Source organism: Methylobacterium fujisawaense (genome assembly GCF_039619325.1).
GTDB classification, from domain to species: domain Bacteria; phylum Pseudomonadota; class Alphaproteobacteria; order Rhizobiales; family Beijerinckiaceae; genus Methylobacterium; species Methylobacterium fujisawaense.
Genome location: NZ_CP155000.1, coordinates 1,450,558 through 1,476,821 on the forward strand (window position 1 = coordinate 1,450,558; position 26,264 = coordinate 1,476,821).

A 26,264-nucleotide genomic window follows, 5' to 3' on the forward strand; every position below is an offset into this window, starting at 1 on the left:
CCCCCTTTCGGGAGCCCATCCATCTCGTCGATCGCGGCGCCGCGCCTCAGTAGGTCTTGTGCAGCTCCGGCTGGAGGCCGTGCACCTCGCCGCCGACATCGGCCCAGATCTTCTTCTTCACGTAGTAGAGCAGTGCCGACAGGATGATGAGGAACAGGATCACCCGGAAGCCCAGGGCCTTGCGGTCCATCATGTGCGGCTCGGCCGCCCACATCAGGAAGGCCGAGACGTCCTTGCCGTATTGATCGACCGTCTCGGGCACGATCGGCTGGCCCTGATCGTTCTTCGGGTAGGAGACCTGCCCGTCGGTGATCGGCGGCGGCATCGCGATGATGTGGCCGGGATAGTACTTGTTGTAGTGACCACCCTCCGGCAGGGCGAAGTCCTTCGGGGGCTCCTCGTAGCCGTTGAGCAGGGCGTGGATGTAGTCGGGGCCCTGCTCCGAGTAGCCCACGAAGGGCAGCCAGTCGGTCAGGAAGTAGAGCGAGCCCCGGGAGAAGGTCCGCGCCTTGGCGATGACCGAGAAGTCCGGCGGGGCCTTGCCGCCGTTGGCCGCCGCTGCCGCCTGATCGTTCGGGAAGGGCGGCGGGAAGGTGTCGGCGGGCCGGCCGGGCCGCTCGAACATCTCGCCGGCATCGTTCGGGCCGTCCTTCACTTGGTAGGTCGCCGCGAGGGCCTTCACCTGCCCGGCCGTGAAGTCCGGTCCGCCTTCCTGGGCGAGGTTGCGGAAGGAGACCAGCTTCATCGAGTGGCAGGCGGAGCAGACCTCCTTGTAGACCTGGAAGCCGCGCTGCAGCTGCGCGGTGTCGAAGCGGCCGAACACGCCGGCGAAGCTCCAGTTCACGCGGGCCGGGATCGGCCCGCCATGCCCCTCCTGGGCGGAGACCGGCACGGCGCCGATCAGCAGGGCCGCCAGGGCGGCCGCGGCGGTCGTCGAGAGGACGCGGGTCATCATCATGGTCCTGTCGTCAGCCCGTCAACCTTTGGTGGTCGGTGCGGCGGCAGCGCCCGCCGGCATGCCGGATCCGCTCACCTGCTTGCCCGGCCCGGTCACGCTCTCGAGGATCGAGCCCGGCAGCTTCTTCGGCGTCTCGAACAGGCCGCAGAGCGGCATGACGATCAGGAAGTGCGCGAAGTAGTAGATGGTGCAGACCTGAGCGGCCAGCACGTAGCCCCCCTCCGGCGGCTGCGAGCCGAGCCAGCCGAGCAGCAGGGTCGCGCCGATGAACACCCAGAAGAACTGGCGGTAGAGCGGCCGATAGTTGCACGAGCGGATCCGCGACGTGTCGAGCCAGGGCGCGAAGGCCAGGATGATCACCGCCGAGAACATCAGGATGACGCCGCCGAGCTTGCTCGGGACCGCACGCAGGATCGCGTAGAACGGCAGGAAGTACCATTCGGGCACGATGTGCGCCGGCGTCACGGCCGGGTTCGCCTGGATGTAGTTGTCGGCGTGGCCCAGGAAGTTCGGCTGGTAGAACAGGAACCAGGCGAACAGGATCATGAACACGCAGGTGGCGAAGACGTCCTTGATCGTCGCGTAGGGGGTGAACGGCACCGTGTCCTTGCCCGACTTGATCGGGATGCCGGCCGGGTTGTTCTGGCCGGTGACGTGCAGCGCCCACACGTGCAGCACGACCACGCCGGCGATCATCCACGGCAGCAGGTAGTGCAGCGAGAAGAAGCGGTTCACGGTCGGGTTGCCCACCGAGTAGCCGCCCCAGAGCAGGGTCTGGATCGTGTCGCCGACCACCGGGATCGCCGCCAGGATGTTGGTGATGACGGTGGCGCCCCAGAAGCTCATCTGGCCCCAGGGCAGCGTGTAACCGAGGAAGGCCGTGGCCATCATCAGCAGGTAGATGACGACGCCGAGGATATAGAGCACCTCGCGCGGGGCCTTGTACGACCCGTAGTAGAGCGCGCGGAACATGTGGACGTAGACGGCCACGAAGAACATCGAGGCGCCGTTGGCATGCGCGTAGCGCAGCAGCCATCCGTAGTTCACATCGCGCATGATCTTCTCGACGGAGGTGAAGGCACCCGTCGCCGAAGGCTCATAGTGCATCGCCAGCCAGACGCCGGTGACGATCTGGATGCCCAGGAAGGCGGCGAGGATCGCCCCGAAGGTCCAGAAGTAGTTGAGGTTCCGCGGAACCGGGTAGGCAATGAAGGACGAGTGCACCAGCCCGGCGATGGGCAGGCGCGCTTCGAACCATTTGGCTACGCGGCTCTTGGGGACGTAGGTGCTGGCCGTTCCGCTCATGCTTCCGTCCTCCTCAGGCCGCTTCCTTGCCGCCCTCGCCGATCCGGATCTTGCTGTCCGTCTCGAAGGCGTAGGGCGGGATCGGCAGGTTGATGGGCGCGGGTCCATGGCGCACGCGGCCCACCGCGTCGAATTGCGAGCCGTGGCACGGGCAGGCCCAGCCCTCGAAATTGCCCTGGTGGCCGATCGGCACGCAGCCGAGATGCGTGCAGTTGCCGTAGACCACCAGCCACTGGTCGTGGCCGTTCTTGACCCGCGTCGGGAAGGCGGCCGGGTCGATCATCGCCGAGAGCGGGACCGCCTTCATGTCGCCCACCTCCTTGGCGGTGAGCTTGCGCACGAAGATCAGTTTGCCGCGCCAGAAGACGTTGACGATCTGGCCGTCCTGGATCGGCGTCAGATCGACTTCGATCGGCGCCCCGGCGGCGATCGTGTCCGCATCGGGCGCCATGGAGGAGATCAGCGGCCAGGCCGCGGCCGCGGCTCCGACCGCCAGCCCGGCGCCGGTCGCCAGGAAGAGAAAGTCACGGCGGCTGCCCTCATGACCAGAGGCCGCGGGAGCGGCGGCTGATGTATTCGCCAAGGTTCGGAACTCCATGCGTCGGCGTCAGGGCCGCAGGTGCCCTCGTCCCGGCTCGATCCAGGAACAAAGCATTATGGTTCTAATCTGAGCAATGAGACCGTCTGCCGCCCCCGAGTCAAGCCGCTGTGTGCGGCGCGGCGATAAGGTCGACCCGCGATCGTCGCGGTATGTTGCCGGTAACCCTGCCGGCGCGGCGCTCACGCGACGGCGCTGTCGTATCGGGCCGTCCCGTCGTCCAGGAAGCCGCCGGATTGGCGCGACCACAATCCGGCATAGACGCCACCGCGGGCAACCAGCTCAGCGTGGGTCCCCTCCTCGATGATCCGGCCGCGGTCGATAACGACGAGCCTGTCGAGGGCCGCGATGGTCGACAGGCGGTGCGCGATGGCCAACACGGTCTTGCCGGCCATCAGGGTGTCGAGCGAGTCCTGGATCGCAGCCTCGACCTGGCTGTCGAGGGCCGAGGTCGCCTCGTCGAGAATCAGGATCGGGGCGTCCTTCAGCATGACGCGGGCGATGGCGATCCGCTGCCGCTGCCCGCCGGACAGTTTGACGCCGCGCTCGCCGACCTGGGCGTCGTAGCCCCGCCGCCCCTTGTGATCGACGAGATCGGCGATGAACGCGTCCGCATGCGCCAGCCGGGCCGCCCGCTCGATCTCCGCCTGGCTGGCGCCGGGGCGGCCATAGGCGATGTTGTCGCGGATGGAGCGGTGCAAGAGCGACGTGTCCTGGCTGACCATCGCGATGGCTTCGCGCAGCGATTGCTGAGTCACCGCGGCGATGTCCTGGCCGTCCACCAGGATGCGCCCGCTCTCCACGTCGTAGAGGCGCAGGAGCAGACCCGCCAGGGTCGACTTGCCCGCGCCGCTGACGCCGACCAGCCCAACCTTCTCGCCGGGGCGGATCGTCAGGGAGAAATCCTCGATGACCGTGGCATCGCCGCGTCCGTAATGGAAGCCGACCTCCTCGAATCGGATCTCGCCGCCGGTGACGACGAGGGACTTTGCGTCCGGCGCGTCAACCAGGGCGTGCGGCCGGGCCATCGTCTGCATGCTCTCCTGGACCACGCCGACATTCTCGAAGACACCGCGCACGGTCTGCATGACCCAGCCCGACATGGCGATCAGGCGCAGCACGAGGGCGAGACCCGCCGACGCCTCGCCGGTGGTCATGCCGCCGTCGCGCCACAGGACGAGGCACGCGGCACCGGTGGCGATCAGGAGCGTGCTGTTGAGGAGTCCGAGCAGGCTGGTGGTCAGGGTCACCAGCCGGAACTGGTGAAGATAGGCGGCCGTGTGGACGTCCACCGCGTCCTGCACCGCGGCCCGCTCCTCGCGGTCGCGGGCGAAGAGCTTGACCGTCAGGATGTTGGTGTAGCTGTCGACGATCCGGCCGATGAGCGTCGAGCGGGTGTCGGCGGTCTTGTGCGAGCGCGCCCGGGCCCTGGGCACGAACCACGCGGTCAGGGCCGCGTAGGCGGCGATCCAGAGCAGCACCGGGACGGCGAGCCACGGCGAGATCGCGCTGAACAGCCCGACCGCCGTGATCGCATAGATCGCCACGTAGAGGAGCGTGTCGATGAAGACGACCGCGAGTTCCCGCACCGCCGGGCCCACCTGGACGACGCGGTTGGCCAGACGGCCGGAGAAGTCGCCCTGGAAATACGAGAGCGCGTGCCCGAGGGTGTAGAGATGCGCCCGCCAGCGGATCTGGCTGGTCGATTGTGGCACGATGAGCTGGTTGGACAGCACCTCGTGCGCCCAGATCGACAGCGGGCGCACCACCGCGATGAGAACGACCACGAGGCCGAGTTCGACGGCGTGGTCCGACAGCACCGTCGCCCGATCGGCCGAGCCGAGCAGGTCGATGAACCAGCGCATCACGAGGTAGAGGGAGGCCTCGACCGTGCCGGCGATCACCGCGATGACGAACAGGGCCGCCAGGGCGGCGCGGATCGGGCGCAGGTAGAACCAGGCAAAGCCGAGGATCGACCGCGGCGGCATCCGCGCCTCGTCGAAGGGCGCGAAGGGGTCGACGCGGCGTTCAAGCCAATCGAGGAACATGTCTACGGGGGCGTGACGCGGCGGGAGCCCCTCATGTAAGCGCGACCGGCCCCGCGCCAACCGTGCGGAGTGGTCGCGCCGCCGCGGTGTCTCAGCGGTTCAGGGCCAGCGCGGCGCCCGACTTGGTCAGGGCGCCTTCCAGGCCGCCGCCGCCCTGGCGCAGCCGCGCCGCCACGGAGCCGCCCGGCTGGTAGAGGTAGACTTCCCCGTCGCGGAAGTCCCAGGCCGAGACCCGGGCCAGATCCTTGTTGGGGCAGCCCGTCGCCGTCGCCCTGTAGAGGTCGAGGGCCGGCGTGCTCGAGAGCGTCACCTTGCAATTCGCTCCGGTGGCATCGCGGGCGTCCCAGCTTCCGACCACGGAGGAGCGACCGCCGGTGGCGACCGGCGGCGGCGGCGCCGGCGGGGCGACCGGCTCGGCGATCACCGTCGGACCGGCGGGTGGCGCGGCCGCCTGGGCACCGGGCGGGGGCGGCGCGTCGGGGCTCGCGGCCACGCCGGGCGGAGGCGCCAGGGGGGCTGCGGTCACGGTGCCCGACGGCATGGCCGGCACCGTGTCCAGGGAGGCCTGCGGCGACGGCGCCCGCGTCCGCGGCCCATCCAGGCGGCTCGAGGCACAGGCGCCGAGGCTGGCGCCCAGGCAGAGAACGGCGAACGTCGACAGGCTCGGGCGCAGCATCGGTCCACTTTGGGTCAGGCTTGGAGGCGCGTACGCGCTTGCCCCTGACTCCGTGCCAATTGCGCTGACCGCAAGGCGGCCCTCTCAAGCGCAGACGACTCCGCTGCGGAGAGCCGGGCTTTTCGGCCCAGTGTGGCCTTCAGGCCTCAATACGTGGCCCGGCTCTGCAATCAGAGCGTGCGCTCCACCATCATCTTCTTGATTTCGGCGATGGCCTTGGCCGGGTTCAGGCTCTTCGGGCAGGTGTTGGCGCAGTTCATGATCGTGTGGCAGCGGTACAGCCGGAACGGGTCGTGCAGCCCGTCGAGGCGGTGGCCCGTGTTCTCGTCGCGCGAGTCGATCAGCCAGCGATAGGCCTGCAGCAGGGCTGCCGGGCCGAGGAACTTGTCGCCGTTCCACCAGTAGCTCGGGCACGACGTGGTGCAGCACGCGCAGAGGATGCACTCGTAGAGGCCATCGAGGCGGGAGCGGTCCTCCGGAGTCTGGCGCCACTCCTTCTCCGGGGCCGGCGTCTCGGTCTGGAGCCAGGGCTCGATGGCAGCGTGCTGGGCGTAGAAATTCGTGAGGTCCGGCACGAGGTCCTTCAGGACCGGCATATGCGGCAGCGGATAGATCCGGATCGCCCCGTCCTTGTCCTTGCGGGTCATGACCGGCAGGGCATTGTCGGGGCTCTTGCACTCGTCGATGCCCATCGTGCAGGCGAGCGCGTTCTGGCCCTCGATGTTCATCGCGCAGGAGCCGCAGATGCCCTCGCGGCAGGAGCGGCGGAAGACCAGCGTTGAGTCGACCTTGTTCTTGATCCACAGGAGCGCATCGAGGACCATTGGCCCGCAATCCTCGCGGTCAACCTGATAGGTGTCGATCCGCGGGTTGGCCCCGTCATCCGGGTTCCAGCGGTAGATCTTGAAGGTCTGCAGGTTCCTGGCGCCGGGAGGCGCCGGCCAGGACTTGCCCTGCGTGATCTGGGAATTCTTCGGAAGGTTGAACTGGGCCATGGTTCTCGACGGCTTCCGCTAGAGCAGGACGTGGCGGCCGGGGCAGAAGCCCCGCCGCCGCAGTCGTTGAGCAGAGGTTCGTATCAGTACACGCGGGCCTTCGGCTCGATGTACTGGATCTCATTGGACATCGTGTAGGTGTGCACCGGACGGTAATCGATGTTCACCTGGTGCCGGCCCTCGTCGAGCCAGGACAGCGTGTGCTTCATCCAGTCCTTGTCGTCGCGGTCCGGGAAGTCCTCGCGGGCATGGGCGCCGCGGGATTCCGTGCGGTTGGCGGCCGATTCCATCGTGACCACCGCTTGGCCGATCAGGTTGTCGAACTCCAGGGTCTCCAGGAGGTCGGTGTTCCAGACCAGCGACCGGTCGGTGACCTTCACGTCGGCGGCGGCGTTCCAGACCTTGTGGATCAGGCCCTTGCCCTCCTCCAGAACCTCGCCGGTGCGGAACACGGCGCAATTGTTCTGCATCGTCTTCTGCATCTCGGCGCGGAGTTCCGCGGTCGGCGTCGCGCCGTTGGCGTAGCGGAACCGGTCGAGGCGCTCGAGGGCCTTGTCGGTGGCCCCCTTCGGCAGTTCCATGGCGCGGCCGTTCGGCTCGACGATCTCGGCGCAGCGCTTGCCGGCGGCGCGGCCGAACACCACGAGATCGATCAGCGAATTCGAACCCAGGCGGTTGGCGCCGTGCACGGAGACGCAGGCTGCTTCGCCGATGGCCATGAGCCCCGGAACCACGGTGTCGGGGTTGCCGTCGCGCAGCGTCAGCACCTCGCCGTGATAGTTCGTGGGGATGCCGCCCATGTTGTAGTGGACGGTCGGGATGACCGGGATCGGCTCCTTGGTCACGTCGACACCCGCGAAGATCCGCGCGGATTCCGAGATGCCCGGCAGGCGTTCGTGCAGGATCTTCGGATCCAGGTGGTCGAGGTGCAGGTAGATGTGGTCCTTGTTCTTGCCGACGCCGCGGCCGTCGCGGATCTCCATGGTCATGGAGCGCGAGACCACGTCGCGCGAGGCGAGGTCCTTGGCCGACGGTGCGTAGCGCTCCATGAAGCGCTCGCCCTCGGAATTCGTCAGATAGCCGCCCTCGCCCCGGGAGCCTTCCGTGATCAGGCAGCCCGCGCCGTAGATGCCGGTCGGGTGGAACTGCACGAACTCCATGTCCTGCAGCGGCAGGCCGGCGCGCAGCACCATGGCGTTGCCGTCGCCCGTACAGGTATGCGCGGAGGTCGCCGAGAAATAGGCGCGTCCGTAGCCGCCGGTCGCCAGGATGGTCATCTGGGCGCGGAACCGGTGGATCTCGCCGGTGGCTTGGTCGAGGGCGATGACGCCGCGGCAGCGGCCCTCCTCGTCCATGATCAGGTCGAGGGCGAAATACTCGATGAAGAAGTCGGTCTGGTTCTTCACCGCCTGCCCGTAGAGGGTGTGCAGCATGGCGTGGCCGGTGCGGTCGGCCGCCGCGCAGGTGCGCTGGGCGGTGCCCTTGCCGTAATCGGTGGTCATGCCGCCGAACGGGCGCTGGTAGATCTTGCCTTCCTCCGTGCGGGAGAACGGCACGCCCCAGTGCTCCAGCTCGTAGACGGCGGCGGGCGCGTTGCGCACGAGGTACTCGATGGCGTCCTGGTCGCCGAGCCAGTCCGACCCCTTCACGGTGTCGTACATGTGCCAGCGCCAGTCGTCCGGGCCCATGTTGCCGAGGGACGCCGAGATGCCGCCCTGCGCCGCCACGGTGTGCGAGCGGGTCGGGAACACCTTGGTGATGCAGGCGGTGCGCAGGCCGGCTTCCGAGCAGCCGACCGTGGCACGCAGGCCGGCGCCGCCCGCGCCGACGATCACCACGTCGAAGGCGTGATCGTGAATGGTGTAGGCAGGCCCGCTGCCGTTTGTGCCGTTGGCGGCCATGTTCGGCTCCTCGAAATAGGGGTTGGCGGGGTTCAGGCCGGCTGTCCGAAGCCGATGCGCAGTACCGCGTAGAGGCAGGCCACGGCCACGACGACCGCGTAGGCGTTGTTGGCGAGAACCGCCGCAATCTTCATGGCCGGGACGTGCACGTAGTCCTCGATGATCACCTGCATGCCGAGCCGCATGTGGATCGTAACCGACAGCAGCGCCAGGATCAGGAGAATTGACACCAGGGGGGTCGCGACGAGGAGCCGCGCCTCCGCAAAGCCGCGGCCCGACATCTTGGCGACGATCACCACGAAGCTCAGCATCAGCACGACGTTGGCGATGGCGGTCAGCCGCTGCAGCCACCAGTGGCCGGCCCCGTGGTGCGCGACGCCGAGGCCGCGGACCCGGGCGCGGGGGGTGCGGATCGAGACGCGCGTGTCCTGCCGGACCTCTTTCTGAGCCATGTGGGCCTCCTCAGCGGACCAGAAGGGCGACCGCCCAGATAACGAGGGTGAGCGCGACCGAGCCGATCAGGGTCAGCCGGGCCATCGACAGGCGCTTCTCCCGATCGAAGCCCACGCCCGTGTCCCAGATCAGGTGCCGGATGCCGCCCAGCATGTGGTGCATCAGCACCCACGTATAGACGAACAGGATCAGGCGCCCGAACAGCGAGCCGAAGAACCCGGCCACGTAAGAGTAGCCGGCCGGTCCGGAAGCCAGAGCCACGAGCCAGAGGGCGACCAGTGCAGTCCCGCCATAGAGCGCGGTGCCGGTGATACGGTGAAACACCGACATCGCCATCGTCCAGGTCCAGCGATAGATCTGGAGATGGGGCGATAGCGGCTGTGCCACTGTCGGGCGGGCGGTGGGTGCCATCGGGTTGAAGCCTCGCAGCTGCGAACTGGACCGTCTCTAATCTGGTAGCGCTAGTGGCTGAGCGGGCAACCCGCAATCCGCCATGGTGCGGCGCAATGTGCCGTCTGGGGCGACACTTTGCCGATTCTGTCACCTCAGCTGCCCCAGCAGTCGCCACCACGCGTAGTCGAGGGGCGCGGCCACCAGCAACGACAGGAGGCCGAAGCTCACGGTGAGGCGCGTCGCGTCCCCGAGGCGGACGCCCCCGAGCTCGCTGGCGAACACGATCGGGGGCGCTTGGTAAGGGAAGAAGATGGTCGAGTAGCCGATCACCTGCAGGGAGACGACCGCGAGGGATGACAGGCCGCTCGCCTCCGTCATCTCGCCCGCCAGGGCCGTGTAGAGGGCCGGCGCGCCGTTGGCGGTGACGAGCAGGGTCAGCACCGTCGCCATGCCGGTGAGCACCGCGAAGTTATGTGTCGGCGCGTCGTGCGCCAGGGGCGCGACCGCCAGGAGCAGATGGCCGAGACGCCCGCCCAGACCGGTCTCGTTGACCAGGGCGACCAGACCGAGCAGCGCCGCGATGTAGAAGCAGGTCCGCAGGTTGACCTGCTGGAACGCTTCGGGCGGCAGCACCCCGATCCGCGGCAGAAGGCAGACCACCGCGGCGGCGAGGCCGACCCAAGCGGGGGCGAGCCCGTGCAGGGCGTCGGTCATCCAGAGGACCAGCGTGCAGGCGAGGATCACCGCGAGGCGCCGCTCGGGCGCGGAGAGCGGCGGCAGCACCGGCAGGGTCGGCGCGGTCGGGCCGAGGTCGTCCGGAAACAGCCGGACGATGAGAGCCACCAGCAGGACGCCCTTGACCGCGGCCAGGACCGGGGCGTGCAGGACGAAGTAGGACAGGTACGAGAGCTGCAGCCCGAGCAAGTGTTCCGCCGAGCCGGCCATGACGAGGTTCGGCACGTTGGCGGGCAGGATCGCTGCCGACAGGATCGGCGTGGCGATGCCGACCGCGAGCACCGCGCCCGTCCGTCCCGGGCGGCCGACCGTGAGGCCGAAGGCGTCGCAGAGCGCCAGGGTCACGGGGATCATCAGGGCGATGCGGCCCAGATTCGACGGCATGACGAAGGCGATGAGGAAGCTCAGCGCCACCAGCCCGGTGATGAAGTGGCCGTAGGAGCCCGAGAGGCGCAGGGCGAGGCTCCGCGCCATGCGGGCGCCGAGGCCCGTCCGGGTCATGCCCTGCCCCACCACCAGGCCGGACAGGACCAGCCAGAAGGCGGAGGACGAGAGGCCGGAGAACACCGTCGCGGCGGAGCCGAGCCGCAGCAGCATCGCCAGTCCGAAGAAGGCGAGCGCCGTGACGATCTCGGGCAGCAGGGCGGTCGCCCAGAGGCTCATGCACGCCACGAGCAGTGCCGCCGTCGCCGCAATCGACCCCTCCCCGCTCACCGCGATCATCCCCGCACCACGCTACGCCGGAGGCGGCATCCTCGTCGGATTGGAACGGTTCGCAATTCGGGAGTTGTTGAGCGAGCCTTCGCCAACCGCGAAGGCTCTTAGTGCGATGGGCCGCGCCGGCCTGCTTACGAACGCGGACGCCCGGCCGAGAGCCGGCCGGGCGCAATGCTGTCTCAAAAGCGTTTGGGGACCCGCTTCGCGTGGCTCAGTAGCCGTAGCCGTAGTAGCCGTTGCAGGCGGCCGGGTCGTAAGCCCCGTAGCCGTACGTGTCGGCACAATTGTCGTACCCGTAGTCGAGGCCGCTCAGGCCGTAGCCGACCCCGAGGCCGAGCCCGACCCCCGCAAGGCCGTAGCCGACGCCGCGGCCATAGCGCCGGCCGTAATAACCGCGGTTGGCGTAGCCACGCCCGACAATCCCGCGGTTCCCGATCCCGCCATACCGGCCGGCATCGTTGAATCCGCCGGTCCGGAGGCCGCCGCCCCGAAGCCCGCCGGCTCCGGCCACGCCGGCCGCGCCGAGCCCCGCGCCCCGGAAGCCACCACCCAGGCCGCCGACCCGCGCCCCACCGACGCCGCCGTTCTGAAAGGCCCCGCCGCCGAAGCCGCCGTTCCGGAACGATCCGCCGCCCACGCTGCCACCGCGGAAGCCGCCGCCGAACCCGCCGCCGTGAAATCCGCCACCGCCGAAGCCTCCGCCGTGGAAGCCACCCCCGCCGAAGCCGCGCGCATCCGCACCGGTCGGAGCGAAAGCGACCGCTGCCAGAAGAGCGGTCGAAACAAGTGCGATACGAGTCATGGGAAATCTCAGCTTGAAGCGAGGTGTATTAATCTCCCAACACTTCAAAACGCCGCGATATCCAAGCTTGAGTATTTGGGGCGACGTGGCAGTCCGTCGCGAGAGCCGTCCTCGGGCGCGGACCGGATGAAGACCGCGCCGGGCGCCCCTCACCGGAACGGAGGCTCATCGAAGCTGCGCAGCTTGCGCGAGTGGAGACCGTGCCGGTCGGCGCGCAGCACGTCGAGTGCTGCCAATCCCACCTGGAGATGCTCCGAGACGGCCCGGTCGTAGAACGCATTGGCGGCGCCCGGCAGCTTGATCTCGCCGTGGAGCGGCTTGTCGGAGACGCAGAGCAGCGCGCCGTAGGGTACGCGGAGGCGGAAGCCCTGCGCGGCGACGGTGCCGCTCTCCATGTCGACCGCGATCGCGCGGGACTGGTTGATCCGCCGCCGCTCCTGGCTGAAGCGCAGCTCCCAGTTGCGGTCGTCATAGGTCACCACCGTGCCGGTGCGCAGGCGCCGCTTCAGGGCATCGGCCTGCTCGCCCGTCACAGAGGCGGCGGCGCTCTGGAGCGCGACCTGCACCTCGGCCAGCGCCGGGACCGGGACGTCCGGCGGCACGAGCTCGTCGAGGATCCGGTCGCGGCGGAGATAGGCGTGCGCCAGCACGTAGTCGCCGATCGTCTGCGACTGCCGCAGGCCGCCGCAATGGCCGACCATCAGCCAGCAATCCGGGCGCAGCACGGCGAGATGGTCGGTGATCGTCTTCGCGTTCGAGGGGCCGACGCCGATATTGACCAGCGTCGTGCCCTGCTGGGTCCCGTCGGCGTCGCGCGCCACCAAATGGTAGGCCGGCATCTGGTGCCGGTGCCAGGGCGAGGCGGCGATGACCGCGGCGGGGTCGGCCTCGGCGGCCTCGGCGCGGCTCACGGAGACGCCGCCCGGGAGGACCAGCCGCTCGAACCCCTCCGCGCCCGAGGCCAGCCGCTCCAGGCCGTGGCGGACGAACTGGTCGACGTAGCGGTGATAGTTGGTGAGCAGGATCCAGGGCTGGACGTCGCGCCAGTCGCAGCCGGTGTAATGGACCAGCCGCCGGAGGGAGTAATCGACCCGCACGCCGTCGAACAGCGCCAGGGGCAGCGGCTCGCCCGCCACCTGGTCGAAGGTCCCGTCGGCGATCTCGTCGCCGACGAGCGACAGGAGCGGGACCGGGAAGTAGGTGGCGAGATCCGCGCCGTCGACCGCCCGGCCGCCCGCGTCGAGCCCGGCTTCCAGCACGTAGGGATAGGGGATCTCCTGCGCGCTCAGCCCGACTTCGATGGCGATGCCGTAATCCGCGATCAGCGGCTCCAGCTGACGGGTCAGGTAGGTCCGGAAGAACGCCGGATGCGTCACCGTCGTGGCGTAGGTCCCGGCCGCCTGGAGCTTGGCGGTGGCGCGCCGGACGCGCGGCAGCGGCCCGTCCGGGCGATAGCTGATCCGCAGCTCCGGGTAGCGGAAGGCGAGCCGCTCGGTGGCGTCCGGCGGCGGCCCCCCGGCGAGGTAGCGCTCCAGGGCATTTCGCAGGGCGCCGGCCGCGTCGTCGTAGAGCTCGACCAGCCGGTCGACGGCGGTCCCGGCATCGGCCACCGCCTGCATCGGCCGCAATTCCCGCTCGATCATGTCGCCTCCGTTCCTGCTGCCGGATCTACACCCCGCACCATCCGGGGGCGAGATGCGGGGTTGCGGGCCGCGGGCACATGGCCGACAAGCCCGCCGGCGCGGAGCGAGGCGGCATGGACGCGGATGAGTTCGGAACCCGTCCCGGCGAAGTGAGGGCAGAATTGCCCACGACCTTCGATGCGGGCCTCCACTTCATCGGCCGGCTGCGCACGCCCTGGCAGGCGCGATCCGACTGTCCGAAGAACGGCCTGCAGACCGATGCGGTCTGCACCGTGGAGGTCGATCCGGCCTACGTCCCCGGCCTGCGCAACGTCACGGGCTGCACGCACCTGATCCTGCTCTACTGGATGGACCGGGCGACCCGCGGCCTCGTGATCCAGCGCCCGCGCCACGCCGACGGTCCCCGCGGCACCTTCTCCCTGCGCTCGCCCGCCCGTCCCAACCCGATCGCCCTGTCGGTGGTGGAACTGCTCGGCCGCGACGGCGACACGCTCCGCGTGCGCGGGCTCGACTGCCTCGACGGCACGCCGCTCCTCGACATCAAACCCTACTACGCCTCCACGGATGCGCGGCCGGACGCGCAGGTCGACCGGGCCGGGGCCGAGCCGTGAGGCGCGTCGCCCTTCTCATCCTCGGTGGGCTCGCCCTGCTGGCGATCGGCGGTTTCGCCGGGTGGCGCCTGCATAGGCCGGCCGCCGATGCGCGGGCCTACGCGGAGATGCGCCTGATCGCCGTGCAGGTCAGCCTCGACGAGGCGCCGCCGGATTACGTGTTCTGGGCCGGCGATTCCCAGGTGGAGCTGCAGCCGGGCAGCCAGCGGCCCTGCGGCCTCGACTTCCTCAACGGCGGGATCAGCGGCTCGACCGCGGCCAGCTATGCGGACCACCTCGCGCGCCTGACCTTCAAGGTCCCTCCCCGGCTCGCCGCGCTGACGATCGGGACCAACGACATCCTCGTGAAGAACAACCCGCAGCTGGACAGGCCGACGGCGCAGTTCGAAGCCGCCGCAGAGGCGATCATCAAGCGGCTCCAGACCTTGTCCCCGCGCGTCGTGGTGACGGCCCTCCCCCCGGTCGGGCGTGAGCTCGGCAAGCTCGTCGATGCCGGCGCGGTGGCAATTTACTCGCAGCGCCTGCGCAACCTGTGCGGCCGGCTCGGCTGCGTGTTCACGGACCCGTTCGCGGCCTTGCGCGACGGCGACACCGGCTACGCCAAGCCCGGTGCCCTGCGGGACGGGCTGCATCTCGCGGCGTTCCGGCCGGCGCTGAAGGCGGTCGAGCCGGCGCTCTGCGGGCCGTGACGGGGCGCGGTCTGCGGCACGGCGTCCGCATCGTCCCGGCGTGCGACGCGGCGCGATCCGGGGGCGCCCGGAATCCTGCCGTCACGCTCCCCAGAATTGGTTCGCGGCCCTCGCGATGACGGCTGCGGGCCTGCTCATTCCCACTCGATGGTGCCCGGGGGCTTCGAGGTGATGTCGTAGGTGACCCGGTTGATGCCCTTCACCTCGTTGATGATCCGGGTCGCAACCCGGCCCAGGAAGGCCATGTCGAACGGGTAGAAATCGGCGGTCATGCCGTCCACCGACGTGACGGCGCGCAGCGCGCAGACATGATCGTAGGTGCGGCCGTCGCCCATCACGCCGACGGTCTTCACCGGCAGGATCACCGCGAAGGCCTGCCAGATCGTGTCGTAGAGGCCGGCCTGCCGGATCTCGTCGAGGTAGATCGCGTCGGCCTTGCGCAGGGCCTCCAGCTTCTCGGCGGTGATCGTGCCGGGGCACCGGATCGCCAGGCCCGGGCCCGGGAACGGGTGGCGGCCGACGAAGCCCTCGGGCAGGCCGAGTTCCTTGCCGAGGACCCGGACCTCGTCCTTGAACAGCTCGCGGAGCGGCTCCACGAGCTTCATGTCCATGCGCTCGGGCAGGCCGCCGACATTGTGGTGGCTCTTGATGGTCACGGACGGGCCGCCCGTGAACGACACGCTCTCGATCACGTCCGGATACAGCGTGCCCTGCGCCAGGAACTTCGCCCCGCCGATCTTCTTCGATTCGGCCTCGAACACGTCGATGAACAGGCGACCGATGGTCTTGCGCTTGACCTCGGGATCCGAGACGCCCTCGAGGGCCGCGAGGAACATCCCCGACGCCTCAACGTGGACCAGCGGGATGTTATAGTGGTCGCGGAACAGGGCCACGACCTGTTCGGCCTCGCCCAGGCGCAGGAGGCCGTGATCGACGAACACGCAGGTCAGCTGGTCGCCGATCGCCTCGTGGATCAGCACGGCCGCCACGGCGGAATCGACGCCACCCGACAGGCCGCAGATCACCTTCTCGGAGCCGACCTGCTCGCGGATCTTGGCGATGGCCTCCTCGCGATAGGCGCCCATGGTCCAGTCGCCCGAGCAGCCGGCCACGTCGCGCACGAAGTTGCGGATCAGCAGGGCGCCGTGGGGGGTGTGCGCCACTTCCGGGTGAAATTGCACCGCGTAATAGTTGCGGGCCTCGTCGGCCACCGCCGCGAAGGGCGCGTTCTTGGAGATCGCCACGGTGGTGAAGCCGTCCGGCAGCTTGGTGACGCGGTCACCGTGGCTCATCCAGACCGGGTACTTCTCGCCCTTGTGCCAGACGCCCTTGAACAGGGGGCAATCGGCCAGAATCTCGACCTCGGCCCGGCCGAACTCCGCGTGGTGTCCGCCCTCGACGGCGCCGCCGAGCTGGGCCGCCATGGTCTGCTGGCCGTAGCAGATGCCGAAGACCGGGACCCCCGAATCGAACACGAGCTGGGGCGCGCGGGGCGAGGCCTCGACGGTTACCGATTCGGGGCCGCCGGAGAGGATCACGCCCTTGGGCTTCTGCTCGCGAAACGCGGCCTCAGCCTTCGTGAAGGGCACGATCTCGCAGTAGACGCCCTCCTCCCGCACCCGGCGGGCGATGAGCTGGGTCACCTGAGAGCCGAAATCGACGATCAGGATCTTGTCGTGGTCGGTGTTCATCGCGGGCGATTATCCGAAGGCCGGGGCGGGTGCAACGCACAAGTCCGGGTTGTCCGGTCTTCCGACGCGCTGACGCCGACGGAATGCCGGATTCCGCCCGTCGGTCGTACGCTCTTGCATCGTCCCGGGGCCACGCGGCGCGACCCGGGACCCGAATCGGCCGATCCGGTCAGGCGCGCGACGTGGTCTCGGCTCACCCGACGCGTCGGCTCTCAGTCGAAGTTGCGGACCTTGGCCGATCCGCCGAGGCTGATCGCGGGCTTCGCGGCGGCGCCGGCGAGGCTCACCTTCTTCTGGCCGGGCGGAGTCTTGGCCCGCAGCTGCGGGGCCGGCTCGGGTGCCGGTCGCGACGGCTTCAGGTGCGCCTGTCCGTGGATCACCGAGCCGATCTCGCCCGCCACGCGGATGAGGTCGTCGCGCTCGCAGGAGCGGGCGACCTTCAGCCCGAGCTTGTGCATGTGGCTCTTGCCGTAGAGGTAGGTGGCCAGCTGCGCGCGCTTCAGCGGCGGGATCTGCTCCAGGATCAGCGGCAGGTCGAAATCGTCGGCCCGGTAGACGGAGCCCAGGACCTCGAGGGTTACCGGGCAATCGACTTCGGGCTCGGCGCCGCTGGTCGGATGCGCTTGCGTCATGGATGCCTCTCGGAGGTCGATGGATCGGGATGCGGGTCGGATGCCCCGGAGCCGGGGTCGAGTTCAACCCCTATCGGAACGGTGAGGTTCGCAATCCGGTCCTCCGTCGGCGCCGGAGCCGGGCTCGGGGCCGGGACGGTCTCGGGTTTCCAGGCACCGAGGCAGCCGGTGCAGACGGATTCGATCACCGCACGGGCATGGGCCTGCCGGCGCGCCCAGAGCATCTCCCGGGCCACGCGCGCGGCCTCGGCGTCCGGAAGGGGGCGGATGCGGATGTAGAGCGGCTCCTGCGCGGCGACTGGAGCCGGCGTCACGGCGAGGAGCCCGAGCACGGCCATCGCGGGCTCGGCGGTGCGCCACCAGCGCCGCGGCGCCGACCATGCGGGTCCCGCCATGTCTCTCTCCCGCCCGGACCGAGCGCGATACGTCGCCCGTCAGGGTAAACCGCCTCTTAACGGACCGCCACGGCCGCGCGGAACTTCACACGGCCATGCCGGTAGAACCAGAGGGGGCCGAGCGGGAGATGGCTTGATGCCTCAGATGTTCGACTGGATCTTCTTCGCGATCATGCTGCCGTTCCCGGCCTACCTGATCTGGGACTTCATGCGGCACCGGTAGGCCGGCCCGCGTCGCTCACCGACCGGGCGAGGCCGCCCCGCGACCGAACGGCATGGGCCGCGCAGACTCACCGACCGGCTCCGCCGCCTGCTCGTCCCGGCGCCGGTCCTGTGCGCGCCCGAGCCAGAGGCTGTTCACGAGCCACGCCACCGAGAGCGGGATCGCGGCGCCCGCCACGCCGGCGCTGCCGAATCCGACGCCCTGGATGCCCGTGAACGACCATGCGCCGACTTGGTCGCCCAGGCGGTAGACCACCGTGTCGATGAAGCTCTTGGCCTTGTAGCGATCCTCCCGCGGGACGACGGTGAACAGCACCTCGCGCACCGGTCGCGCGATGGCGAAGTTGCCGGCCCGGCGCAGGACTTGGAACGCGACGATCACGCCGATCGTGGGCCAGACGGCGAGCGCCGCGAAGCCGAGGATGCTGAAGGCCGGCAGGATCGCCAGCGTCAGGGCGACGCCGATGCGATTCACGATCCGGCCGGTGAGGAACAGCTGGATACCCAGCGTCAGGACGTTCACCGCCAGGTCGACGCTGGCGAAGAAGGCGGTCTGCGCACCCCGGTCCGGGAAGCTCCGCTTCGCGATGCCCGCCTGCTCGAAATACAGGAAGGTGGAGGTCACCGAGAACAGCAGCAGGAACAGCGAGATGTTGAGCAGGTAGGGGGACGCGAAGGTCCGCGTGACGCCGGCGAGGACGCTGCCGCCGATCGTCCGATCCTGCCCGTCATCGGCGCTCCGGTCGCGGCCCGGCACCTCGTGCAGCTGCGTCGACAGGGCCGCGAGACCGCGCATGCAGAACACGGCGATCTCGAGGAGCACCACCGCGCAGAGCATCAGGCCCCAGGTCGGGACGTTCTTGGCGAGGATCGCGGTGGTCGCCGAGCCCGCGATGGCGCCGAGCGTCGCACCGGCCGCGATGAAGCCGAACAGGCGCTTGCCCTGGGCGTTCGAGAACACGTCGACGATTGTCGCCCAGAAGATCGAGACCACGAACAGGTTGAAGATCGACAGCCAGACGAAGAACACCCGGCCGATCCACACGCCCCACTCGGCGGGGGCGAGATAGAGCGTCAGCGCGAACGCCAGGATGTTGGCCGCGAAGAACCGGTAGGTGATCGGCACGAACCGCGCCCGCGGCATCCGCTTCACCAGGTAGGCGAAGGGCAGGTTGAGGGCGAGCATGCCGACCAGGGTGGCGGTGAACAGCCAGGGCAGGTTTTCGATGCCGCCGGCGACGCCCATCTGATCCCGGATCGGGCGCAGCACGTAGTAGGCGGCCAGGATCGAGAAGATGTAGGCCCAGGACCACGCCAGCGCCCGACCCTCGCCGGGCTGAACGTCGATCAGGCGCGCGAGCGTGCCGCGGGCGGGTGCGGGTTCAGACATGGGCCGATCTCACCGGAATGGGCTTTCCCTCGGGCAAGCCTCCCTCACGGAGACTCGGTCCGACCCGTCGCCTCCGCACGGCGTGGCGACGGGTCGGATGACGCCCCTACTGCGCCAGTCCGAGTTTCTGGCGCATCTCCGACGCGGTCACATCGTGACCGAAGCCCTGGGAGCCCATGGCGAACTTGTCGGCTTCCTTGAGCGGACCGACCACCACCGGATCGAAGCCGGCGTCGCGGACGAGACCCTCGGCGACCTTCAGGGCCTCCGGGTCATCCCCGGCGATCGGGATCGCCATCCGTCCGCCCGCGCGACCCTTGCCGCCATCGGCGCCTTCCTTGGCGAAGACCTTGTAGTTGGCCGCATTGAAGGCGCGCACGAGTTTGGCGCCGGGAAAGTACTTGGCCGAGGTGGCGCCGATCCCGCTGGCCTGGACCTCGTCGTAGAGCGCGCCGTCGCGCTTCTGCGTGGCATTGCCGGCGTCGAGGACGACCTTGCCGTTGAGAGCCGGGCCGATCTCCTTCGCGAGATCCGGATAGGCCTTGTAGGGGACGGCGATGAACACGGCATCGCCGAACTTGATCGCCTCCTCGGGCGTGCCGGCCTTGGCCTTCGGTCCCAGCTCCGAGACCATCGCCGCCAGCTGCTCCGGGTGGCGGGAGGCGAACATCACCTCGTGGCCGTCCTTGACCCAGAGCGTCCCGATCGTACCGCCGATATTTCCGGCCCCGATGACGCCGATCCGGATCTTTTTTGGGCCGTCCTGGGCCAGCGCGGGCATGGCCGCGGCGACGGCGAGTCCGGCCGCGAGGGCGAGCGCCGCGCGGCGCGAGGTGAGATCAGACCGCATCGATGAACATCTCCATCTGCTTGCGCTGCGCCGCATCCGGGAGCTTGCCCCGCGCGGCGCCGAGGTTGTCCTCGACATAGGCGGCCTTCGCCATGCCGGGGATCGGGCAGGTCACGGCCGGATTGCCGAGCACGTATTTCAGGAAGACCTGCGGCCAGCTCGCGCAGCCGAGGTCCCTGGCGAAAGCCGGCAGTTCCTTGCCCTGGACCGCCTTGAACAGGCGGTCGCGGCCGAACGGCACGTTGGTCATCACCGCCACGCCGCGGTCCGCGGCGAGCGGGATCACGCGCTCGGCGGCGGCACGATTGTCGATGGCGTAGTTCACCTGGATGAAGTCGAGCGTCTCGCGCTTCATGACGGCTTCGAGCGCGTCGAGCTGGTTGTCGCGCCAGACCGTGACGCCGACATAGCGGATGCGTTTGCGATCCTTCAGATCCCGCAGAATCGCCAGATTCTCGGTCACGTCGATCAGATTGTGGACCGCCACGAGATCGAGTGTATCGACCTTCATCCGCTTGAGCGACCGCTCGAACTCCGCCAGCGTCGCATCGCGGCCGGTCGTGTCGACCTTGCTGGCGAGGAAGACTTGCTGGCGCAGGCCGGGCTCCGCCAGGATCAATCCGAGGACGTCCTCGGCGGTCCCGTAGCTCGGGGCTGTGTCGATCACCGAGCCGCCGAGGGCGACGAAGGTCTTCACCGCCTCCTTCAGCGGCGCCACCGCGTCGGGCGTCGGCTCGACCTCGTAGCGTCGGGACGTGCCGATCCCGATGGCCGGAAGCATCTCGCCGGTGGAGGGGATCGGGCGGCGGATCAGCGGCTCCGCCGCGGTGGCGAATCGCCCTGCGAGCGGGGCGAGGGCCGCTGCGGCGATGACGGCGCGACGGGATACGGGCATGGCCGGCCTCGGACGGAATCACGACCCATCGGAAGATAGGGCGGCTTCGGCCTGTGTGCATTCATAATTCTCACGCTTGCGTGAGCACGACGCAACGGCCGGCCGCGGGCAGAAGGCTAATCCTCCTCGGGCGGATCCTCGAACTCCGCACCCTCGGTGTCGGGGGCGATGCGGAACCGATATTCGTCGATCGTCAGAAACGCCCGGTGGGCCGCCTGCGGGTCGATCCCGTCGCGGACCACGAGGGTCTGGAAGTCGATGAAGAGGCGGGCGATGCGCGCCTCTTCCGACAGGGCGGCCAGGGCGGACGAGCTGGCGCCGGCGCGCATCATGTAGCGCTTCGCCTCGCCCGCCGTGTCGGGTGCGGGCAGGACGACGACCTGCCCGGCGGTTTCCGGCTTCAGCTCTGCCCAACGCAGGGGCGTCCAGGCGATGATGGCGTCGATCTGCTTCATCGAAAGCTCCGGCAGGAGGATGGGATCCGCCTACCGGGCGCGATCGGGAACGTCGAGGCTCTCGCCGTTCCCGATCAGGGCGCGCGCTCCAGCTGGCCGCGGATCTCACCCTTCGGGTTCGCGGCGGTGTGAAGGTTGAAGTAGACGCGGCCCGCCGCGAGATCGGCGGCCTTCGCGTCGTCGAGGATCGCCTCGCCGGAGAAGGGGCTGCTCGCCGCCGTCACCGGAACCAGCACGCCGGCATTCTCGCCGGCCTTGGCCGGACCGTGGAAATGGGCGGCCGTGACCGGGCCGGTGAGACCGCTGTATCGTCCCGACCAGCTGAGGCGCTTGGCGGCAGGATCGAAGGTCGCGGTGATCTCGCCCGTGCCGGCGCCTGTGGTCGCCGGGACCTCGCTGCTGCCGGTGAGGGCCGCGCGATAGGCGGCGTCGTTGCCCGCCGCGATGGACGGGCCGGCGAAGAGCGGCACGCCCAGCACGAGAAGGGCGGCGAGGCTGGTGTTCCAACGATGGTTCGTGCGCGCTGTCATCGAACGCTCCGCGATGTGACGGGCCTTCAGGCGGCCCGCGTGTCAACCTAGCGGGCTTCGACGGACCGCACATGGCCGCCGCATCGGCGACGGTCGACTTCCGGTGACAGCCGGGCTGTCCCGTCGGCGATCGGCGGGACATGGATCGAGCCCGATCCGGACACGCGCTTTGCGCACCCAAAACCGTTGACAGCGAGCGTCCGCTCTTCCTATACCGCGGCCACTGCACGCATCGTCCTCGCGGACGGTCGTGCCGCGTGGCGGGGTAGCTCAGCTGGTTAGAGCAGAGGAATCATAATCCTTGTGTCGGGGGTTCAAATCCCTCCCTCGCTACCAAAATCCCCAGGACGATTACCAGAGCCTGGACATAGACTTAGAAGCCCTAGAGCACACCGGAACAACGCCGAGCCCTGGACCCACCGTCCGGGGCTTTCTCGTTCTCGGACGGGTTTCGGACGGGGTTTGCCCGACCCGTCCGAGTTAGGGTCTCGGACGGGCTAGCCGATCCGACGCAGCGGCCGGCGTTCCCGACGGTCCCGGCCGAGGGCCCGGGCGAGATCCCGGGGGCGCTCGGCCGATACGAAGCCCGACGGAGCGCGCCGGTGGCCAGAGGCCTCCGCCAAGTCCTCGGCGAGCGCCCGGCACAGGGCGTCCCGCTCCTCGGCCGAGGCGAACACGAGCTCGTCGTAACCGTTCATTGACCGTCTCCGCATTGAGAACAAAATAGGAACATGCGGATCGAGTTTCAACGTATCGGCCTTATGCGGAAGTTATGCCGCTCAGGGCCGTCCTGCGTTCAACATATGCCCGTTTCGGGCCGGTCCGGCGCCCTTATGCGCAACCGGGCCGCTCGCCGTCTTCACCGTTCCTTCACCATCGCCCAGGGTCACCCCGCCAGCCCGGTTGACCCGCCGCCGCGAGCTGCGATCCTCGCGATTCGACCCCGCCCGAGAGGCCCCCGTGAAACGCCGAATAGCCGCCCCCCACCCGAGCCAGAGACCCATCCCAGGGGCGTGACGCCGCGCGCGCAGCCCCCCACCACGGAGGCTGCCATCATGAAGAGACAACTCAATCCGGGCTTCCCGACTGGGCGCGTCCTGTTCACGGCCGACACGCATTTCGGCCACCAAGGAGCCATCGGCCATTCCGACCGCCCCTTTGCCGACGTCGCCGAGATGGACCGGTTGCTGATCGAGGCGTGGAACGCCAGCGTCGGCAAGAACGACACCGTCTACCACCTCGGCGACTTCGCCCATAAGAGCTCGCCCGAGCGCTGCGCGGAGGTGTTCGCCCAACTCCGGGGACGGAAGCACTTGATCCGGGGTAACCACGACAGGAAGCGCACCCTGGATCTGCCCTGGGAAAGCATCCACGACCGGCTGACGATCCGCCTCTCCGGGCACAAGATCGTGCTGGACCACTATCCCATGAGGTCCTGGGACAGCGCCTACCACGGCTCGCTGCACCTCTTCGGACACGTGCACGGCGCGTTCGAGGGGACCAGCCAATCCTGCGACATTGGCGTGGACGCTTGGCAGTACAGGCCGGTGACCCTGGAGGAGATCCTGCCCCGGCTGGCGGCGACCCCGAACCTGCCGGAAGAGCGCCTCGGGTCGGACCCGGACGAGGGCGACGAGGAAGTGGAATGAACGAAGGCCCCGGATCGTCTCCGGGGCCTTCGTTTAGGTGCCGCCCTCTATGTCCCGGGCGACCTCGGCTGCGTCGGCGGCCCGCTCCCGAAGGAGCCGGGCCAGGACCGGCCAGACCCAGTCCGGGATCTCCCGGCCCCCGTTCGACCAGCGCGAGACGGAGCGGGGGTCGACCTCGTCCCGGGGGCCGTCCGGGTGGTGCGGCCCGAGGAGGCGGGCCATGGGCCGGCGCCAGTCGCCGTCGCCGTACAGGGCCTCGCCGGCGCGCCGGAGGAGATCCGAATCGCGCATCAGCGCATGCCCGGGGCCGCGGCGGCATCCTCGCCGGCCGGCGCAGCGGCCCTCGCGAAATCCTTATGGCGCCCGCGGACCTTCTCGACGCGACGCCCCTCCTTCACGCCGGCGACGTGCATCATCACGAGTTTCCGCACGAAATCGCGGGGGAGTTGGTCGACACCGAGGAGCACGCAGACCTCCCCGAGTTCGTCCGACCGCCAGATCGCCACGGGCCGCCCCCGGGTGGTCTTCAGGACGTACGGCTCGGGCAGGTAGCCCTCGATCTCCAGCGCCGCCTCGCTCTTGGGGTACTCGAACGGTCGGCGGGGTCCGCCCTCGGCCATGCGGGCCTCGATGGCGTCAGTCAGGGGGGTACGGCTGCGGGTGGATGTCTTCACGGTCATGGTCGCGGTTTCCCTAGCGAGGAGCGGCGATGCCTGCTCACGGGTCCATGGTATGGGTCGCGTCGCAATCGACAAGCGCCCCTAGGCGGAGAGCCCTCGCGATTCGGCGAACAGGCGCTTTTCGGCTTCCGCCAGCCGTTCGTGCAGCGCGACGAGCTCGGCGTGGCGGGGGTGCCAGTCGTCGCGCAGGTACGCCCTGAGCCTCGCGGCCGCGCCTCCGCACCGGGCCGCCCGGCGGCCGACCGCCTCGGCCATCTCGTGGTGCTTTGGCTCCCTCCCGTCGATTAGCACCGGCCCGGCGTCGAGGGGACACCTCGCGAGCACGCCGTCGAGGTCCGCCACCAGCGACGCCGCCCTGGCCTCCCGGCGCGCCGCGGCCAGGACGGCGGGATCGGCGACGTCGGCCAGGGCGGCCGCCTCGGTGGCGAGGACCTCCTGCGGCGGGGCGTCCTCGGCCGGCGCGGGGGCGACCGGCTCCGGCAGGCTGGCGGTCGCCGTCTGATGCACGACGGCGCAGGCGCCCCGGGCGACGGGGGGCAGCCGGGGTGGCAGGCGGAGCGGGGATACGGGACGCATCAGGGTCTCCTCAGAATGGCAATTCGTCGGGGCCGTAGACGACCGGCTCGGACCGCGGGGTCTCAGCCATGTGCTCATCCCAGCAGGTCCCGCCGATGCAATGCCGAAGCACCTCGAACTCGCCGTCGACGAGGCTGACGACCTTCGAGTACCGGACACCCGAGGCGATGCCGCGGTCCATGGGGCAGCCGTCACAGGCGTGCCCGTGACGGGCGACCGGCGTGCCGTCGTAGAGCACGCGGACGGAGGGGGCCTCGCCGGGGTCGTAGTCGGAGATGTCAGCCATGGTCGACCTCCTTCGGCGCGGGGGTGGGCTGGTCGTCGCAGGCGCCGGTGGCGGCCGCGGCGACGGCGAGGATCGCGTACAGCGTGACGAAACCGCAGACCGCGAGCGACATCGTCCAAGTCGCCCGGAGGAGATCCCAGCCGCTGCCCGAGGCGACCGCGGCGATGACCACGAGGGCCCCGGCGGTGGTGGCGGCCCGCATGGGGCCGCCCGCGATGGTGGTGAGGAGGGCGCGCATCAGAGGAGCGCTCCCGCGTAGCCGTAGGTGTCCACGAACAAGTCGCGGAACTCGCACCGATACATGCGGGGCAGGAAGCCGCGGATGACCTGCCTGGTCACGAGCTTCGGGCTGTCGGCCGAGAACGGCGCGTCCGCCGCCTCCATCATGCCGACATCCCATTCGATGATCGCCGCGGCGAGGCGGAGGGCCTCCTCTGCGGTCGTCTCGTAGGCGAGCGGGACGGTGAACTCGTTCGCCGCCTTCACGTGGACGACGCGGACGTAGGCGCCCCCGTCCAGCATGGCGATGCCGGTCGCGACGTCGAGGTCGATGGTCCCGATGGCGAGACTGTGGTCTAGGTCGAGGTTGACAGTGCGCATCAGGCGGCCCTCATCGGTGCGCTCTTGGTGACCCAGGCCGACAGCGTGGTCTCCAGCCACGACCGCGGCACGATGAAGTCGCCGTCCTCGCTCTGCCAGCACTCGACGATACCGACGAGGCGTCCTGACACCCGCTCCGTCACGACTGCATAGGCGGTCAGGTCGTCCAGGTACGTCAGGGGAATGTGCGGGTCGTCGATGCCTGAGAGCTCGACGCGGCACCCGTGCTGCTCGGCCATGTCGTCGGCGAGGCAAGCGCGGACACCCCAGGTGTCCTTCTCGGGGTTCTCGTCCCCGTCGGGATCGGCTGCCGGCGCCGAGATCTCGGTCCCCGGGGGCATCTCCACGATTCGACCCCGTTCGAGCACCACGGGCGTCTCGGCGAGGTCCCGTTCGATGATGCCGACCACGCCCGCGTCGATTGCGGCCTTATCGAGCGGGGCCACCGTGCCGTCCCCCCGGACGTACAGGCCATGTAGGCGGGCGAGGGTCTCGTAGGTCGGCAGGAATTCCGCCGCGGCTACGGGATCGTCCCGTCGCAGAGCGCTCACCCAGGCCGTCCAGTCAGCATCGGAGACATTGCTCCAGTCCCCAGTGCGGCGCGCCTCGCCGACGCGGGCGGCGCTGCCGGCGGGCATCACGAGCCCGAGGTTGACGGCGCGCTGGCGCTCGGCCTCCTGTTGCTTGAGGATGTCCCTCCAGCCTCGGCCGATGGGCTTCGGCACGATCTCGAAGCCGGCATTGGCTAAGTCGGCGACGATGCATCGGGCGGTGGGGATGGACGACCGCAGCGCGTCCGCGATGACGGCTTCGTCGATCCTGGGTGTGCTCTTGTCCTGGCGCACGGGGCGCTCCTCTTCCTGTTCTGAGGGATGCTTGGGGTGCTCGG

The 26,264-nt window shown here is 69.4% G+C and carries 31 protein-coding genes and 1 tRNA gene; 4 read left to right on the forward strand and 28 right to left on the reverse strand.

Translation table 11 applies throughout. The annotated features are described in order from the left end of the window. Positions 1-46: 46 nt before the first annotated feature. From ABC766_RS06955 to ABC766_RS07010, 12 genes are all read right to left on the reverse strand, one after another. Positions 47-958 carry a cytochrome c1 gene (locus tag ABC766_RS06955; protein ID WP_345821596.1) on the reverse strand — a complete coding sequence of 304 codons (912 nt, stop codon included), beginning with the start codon at positions 956-958 and terminating at the stop codon, positions 47-49. Positions 959-976: 18 nt separating this feature from the next. Continuing rightward, the gene (locus ABC766_RS06960) at positions 977-2,263 is read right to left on the reverse strand and encodes a cytochrome b (RefSeq protein ID WP_342143332.1); all 1,287 of its coding nucleotides are present in this window, start codon (positions 2,261-2,263) and stop codon (positions 977-979) included. A 13-nt stretch (positions 2,264-2,276) separates the two neighbouring features. Then, the gene (gene petA, locus ABC766_RS06965; RefSeq protein ID WP_345821597.1) at positions 2,277-2,846 is read right to left on the reverse strand and encodes a ubiquinol-cytochrome c reductase iron-sulfur subunit; all 570 of its coding nucleotides are present in this window, start codon (positions 2,844-2,846) and stop codon (positions 2,277-2,279) included. Between the two features lie 197 nt (positions 2,847-3,043). Beyond that, positions 3,044-4,909, reverse strand: coding sequence for an ABC transporter ATP-binding protein (locus tag ABC766_RS06970; RefSeq protein WP_287090958.1), 1,866 nt, complete (start codon positions 4,907-4,909; stop codon positions 3,044-3,046). Positions 4,910-5,000: 91 nt separating this feature from the next. After that, positions 5,001-5,585: a protease inhibitor Inh/omp19 family protein gene (locus tag ABC766_RS06975; RefSeq protein ID WP_043352132.1), complete on the reverse strand. Its 585-nt coding sequence runs from the start codon at positions 5,583-5,585 to the stop codon at positions 5,001-5,003. 170 nt (positions 5,586-5,755) lie between these two features. Then, positions 5,756-6,580: a succinate dehydrogenase iron-sulfur subunit gene (locus ABC766_RS06980; protein ID WP_024831121.1), complete on the reverse strand. Its 825-nt coding sequence runs from the start codon at positions 6,578-6,580 to the stop codon at positions 5,756-5,758. Positions 6,581-6,663: 83 nt separating this feature from the next. Next, a complete protein-coding gene (gene sdhA, locus ABC766_RS06985) occupies positions 6,664-8,481 on the reverse strand; it encodes a succinate dehydrogenase flavoprotein subunit (RefSeq protein ID WP_043755565.1) in 1,818 nt (605 codons plus the stop codon). A gap of 32 nt (positions 8,482-8,513) precedes the next feature. Beyond that, a complete protein-coding gene (gene sdhD, locus ABC766_RS06990; protein WP_345821598.1) occupies positions 8,514-8,933 on the reverse strand; it encodes a succinate dehydrogenase, hydrophobic membrane anchor protein in 420 nt (139 codons plus the stop codon). 10 nt (positions 8,934-8,943) lie between these two features. Next, the gene (gene sdhC, locus ABC766_RS06995; RefSeq protein WP_345821599.1) at positions 8,944-9,345 is read right to left on the reverse strand and encodes a succinate dehydrogenase, cytochrome b556 subunit; all 402 of its coding nucleotides are present in this window, start codon (positions 9,343-9,345) and stop codon (positions 8,944-8,946) included. Between the two features lie 129 nt (positions 9,346-9,474). Then, positions 9,475-10,776, reverse strand: a complete 1,302-nt coding sequence (locus ABC766_RS07000) for an SLC13 family permease (RefSeq protein ID WP_427902296.1) — start codon at positions 10,774-10,776, stop codon at positions 9,475-9,477. Between the two features lie 214 nt (positions 10,777-10,990). Then, positions 10,991-11,581, reverse strand: a complete 591-nt coding sequence (locus ABC766_RS07005) for a hypothetical protein (protein ID WP_278306569.1) — start codon at positions 11,579-11,581, stop codon at positions 10,991-10,993. A 149-nt stretch (positions 11,582-11,730) separates the two neighbouring features. After that, positions 11,731-13,224: an AMP nucleosidase gene (locus ABC766_RS07010; protein ID WP_043383644.1), complete on the reverse strand. Its 1,494-nt coding sequence runs from the start codon at positions 13,222-13,224 to the stop codon at positions 11,731-11,733. Positions 13,225-13,337: 113 nt separating this feature from the next. On the opposite strand from ABC766_RS07010, the gene tsaA reads away from it, so the two are divergent. Both tsaA and ABC766_RS07020 read left to right on the forward strand, forming a co-directional pair. After that, a complete protein-coding gene (gene tsaA / locus ABC766_RS07015; protein ID WP_043352118.1) occupies positions 13,338-13,835 on the forward strand; it encodes a tRNA (N6-threonylcarbamoyladenosine(37)-N6)-methyltransferase TrmO in 498 nt (165 codons plus the stop codon). Further along, complete coding sequence (locus tag ABC766_RS07020) at positions 13,832-14,524, forward strand: SGNH/GDSL hydrolase family protein (RefSeq protein WP_345821601.1); 693 nt, start codon at positions 13,832-13,834, stop codon at positions 14,522-14,524. The genes tsaA and ABC766_RS07020 overlap by 4 nt, the downstream gene beginning before the upstream one ends. Before the next feature lie 134 nt (positions 14,525-14,658). On the opposite strand, the gene guaA is transcribed toward ABC766_RS07020, so the two are convergent. The 8 genes from guaA to ABC766_RS07060 all read right to left on the reverse strand — a co-directional run bounded on the left by guaA (position 14,659) and on the right by ABC766_RS07060 (position 21,584). Beyond that, positions 14,659-16,215, reverse strand: a complete 1,557-nt coding sequence (gene guaA / locus ABC766_RS07025) for a glutamine-hydrolyzing GMP synthase (RefSeq protein ID WP_043383638.1) — start codon at positions 16,213-16,215, stop codon at positions 14,659-14,661. A 212-nt stretch (positions 16,216-16,427) separates the two neighbouring features. Continuing rightward, positions 16,428-16,847 (reverse strand): hypothetical protein, encoded by a 420-nt coding sequence (locus tag ABC766_RS07030; RefSeq protein WP_043352116.1) that lies wholly within the window; start codon positions 16,845-16,847, stop codon positions 16,428-16,430. Continuing rightward, a complete protein-coding gene (locus tag ABC766_RS07035) occupies positions 16,844-17,242 on the reverse strand; it encodes a hypothetical protein (RefSeq protein ID WP_075381816.1) in 399 nt (132 codons plus the stop codon). Before ABC766_RS07035 ends, ABC766_RS07030 begins: the two co-directional genes overlap by 4 nt. A gap of 238 nt (positions 17,243-17,480) precedes the next feature. Then, on the reverse strand, positions 17,481-18,854 hold the full coding sequence (locus tag ABC766_RS07040) for an NTP/NDP exchange transporter (RefSeq protein ID WP_111474240.1): 1,374 nt from the start codon (positions 18,852-18,854) through the stop codon (positions 17,481-17,483). Positions 18,855-18,960: 106 nt separating this feature from the next. Next, on the reverse strand, positions 18,961-19,704 hold the full coding sequence (locus ABC766_RS07045) for an NADPH-dependent F420 reductase (protein WP_345821602.1): 744 nt from the start codon (positions 19,702-19,704) through the stop codon (positions 18,961-18,963). After that, entirely contained in the window at positions 19,694-20,599 is a 906-nt protein-coding gene (locus ABC766_RS07050) for an aldo/keto reductase (RefSeq protein ID WP_345821603.1), read from the reverse strand. Before ABC766_RS07050 ends, ABC766_RS07045 begins: the two co-directional genes overlap by 11 nt. A 116-nt stretch (positions 20,600-20,715) precedes the next feature. After that, entirely contained in the window at positions 20,716-21,054 is a 339-nt protein-coding gene (locus ABC766_RS07055) for a hypothetical protein (protein ID WP_043348958.1), read from the reverse strand. A 74-nt stretch (positions 21,055-21,128) separates the two neighbouring features. Then, positions 21,129-21,584, reverse strand: coding sequence for a CHRD domain-containing protein (locus ABC766_RS07060; protein WP_345821604.1), 456 nt, complete (start codon positions 21,582-21,584; stop codon positions 21,129-21,131). Positions 21,585-21,843: 259 nt separating this feature from the next. Between ABC766_RS07060 and ABC766_RS07065 the strand changes: the two genes are divergently transcribed. Next, positions 21,844-21,920: transfer RNA gene (locus tag ABC766_RS07065), tRNA-Met, on the forward strand. 161 nt (positions 21,921-22,081) lie between these two features. On the opposite strand, the gene ABC766_RS07070 is transcribed toward ABC766_RS07065, so the two are convergent. Beyond that, positions 22,082-22,282, reverse strand: a complete 201-nt coding sequence (locus ABC766_RS07070; protein ID WP_345821605.1) for a hypothetical protein — start codon at positions 22,280-22,282, stop codon at positions 22,082-22,084. 357 nt (positions 22,283-22,639) lie between these two features. Between ABC766_RS07070 and ABC766_RS07075 the strand changes: the two genes are divergently transcribed. Further along, on the forward strand, positions 22,640-23,233 hold the full coding sequence (locus tag ABC766_RS07075; protein ID WP_345821606.1) for a metallophosphoesterase: 594 nt from the start codon (positions 22,640-22,642) through the stop codon (positions 23,231-23,233). Between the two features lie 33 nt (positions 23,234-23,266). Here ABC766_RS07075 and ABC766_RS07080 read toward each other — a convergent pair whose 3' ends face one another. From ABC766_RS07080 to ABC766_RS07110, 7 genes are all read right to left on the reverse strand, one after another. Then, complete coding sequence (locus ABC766_RS07080; protein ID WP_345821607.1) at positions 23,267-23,524, reverse strand: hypothetical protein; 258 nt, start codon at positions 23,522-23,524, stop codon at positions 23,267-23,269. After that, positions 23,524-23,913, reverse strand: a complete 390-nt coding sequence (locus ABC766_RS07085) for a hypothetical protein (protein WP_345821608.1) — start codon at positions 23,911-23,913, stop codon at positions 23,524-23,526. The genes ABC766_RS07080 and ABC766_RS07085 overlap by 1 nt, the downstream gene beginning before the upstream one ends. A gap of 81 nt (positions 23,914-23,994) precedes the next feature. Next, a complete protein-coding gene (locus tag ABC766_RS07090; protein WP_345821609.1) occupies positions 23,995-24,489 on the reverse strand; it encodes a hypothetical protein in 495 nt (164 codons plus the stop codon). A gap of 10 nt (positions 24,490-24,499) precedes the next feature. After that, on the reverse strand, positions 24,500-24,775 hold the full coding sequence (locus ABC766_RS07095; protein ID WP_345821610.1) for a hypothetical protein: 276 nt from the start codon (positions 24,773-24,775) through the stop codon (positions 24,500-24,502). Then, positions 24,768-25,013 carry a hypothetical protein gene (locus ABC766_RS07100; protein ID WP_345821611.1) on the reverse strand — a complete coding sequence of 82 codons (246 nt, stop codon included), beginning with the start codon at positions 25,011-25,013 and terminating at the stop codon, positions 24,768-24,770. Before ABC766_RS07100 ends, ABC766_RS07095 begins: the two co-directional genes overlap by 8 nt. Further along, positions 25,013-25,375: a hypothetical protein gene (locus ABC766_RS07105; RefSeq protein WP_345821612.1), complete on the reverse strand. Its 363-nt coding sequence runs from the start codon at positions 25,373-25,375 to the stop codon at positions 25,013-25,015. Before ABC766_RS07105 ends, ABC766_RS07100 begins: the two co-directional genes overlap by 1 nt. Then, positions 25,375-26,220, reverse strand: coding sequence for a hypothetical protein (locus ABC766_RS07110; protein ID WP_345821613.1), 846 nt, complete (start codon positions 26,218-26,220; stop codon positions 25,375-25,377). The genes ABC766_RS07105 and ABC766_RS07110 overlap by 1 nt, the downstream gene beginning before the upstream one ends. Between the last annotated feature and the right edge of the window lie 44 nt (positions 26,221-26,264).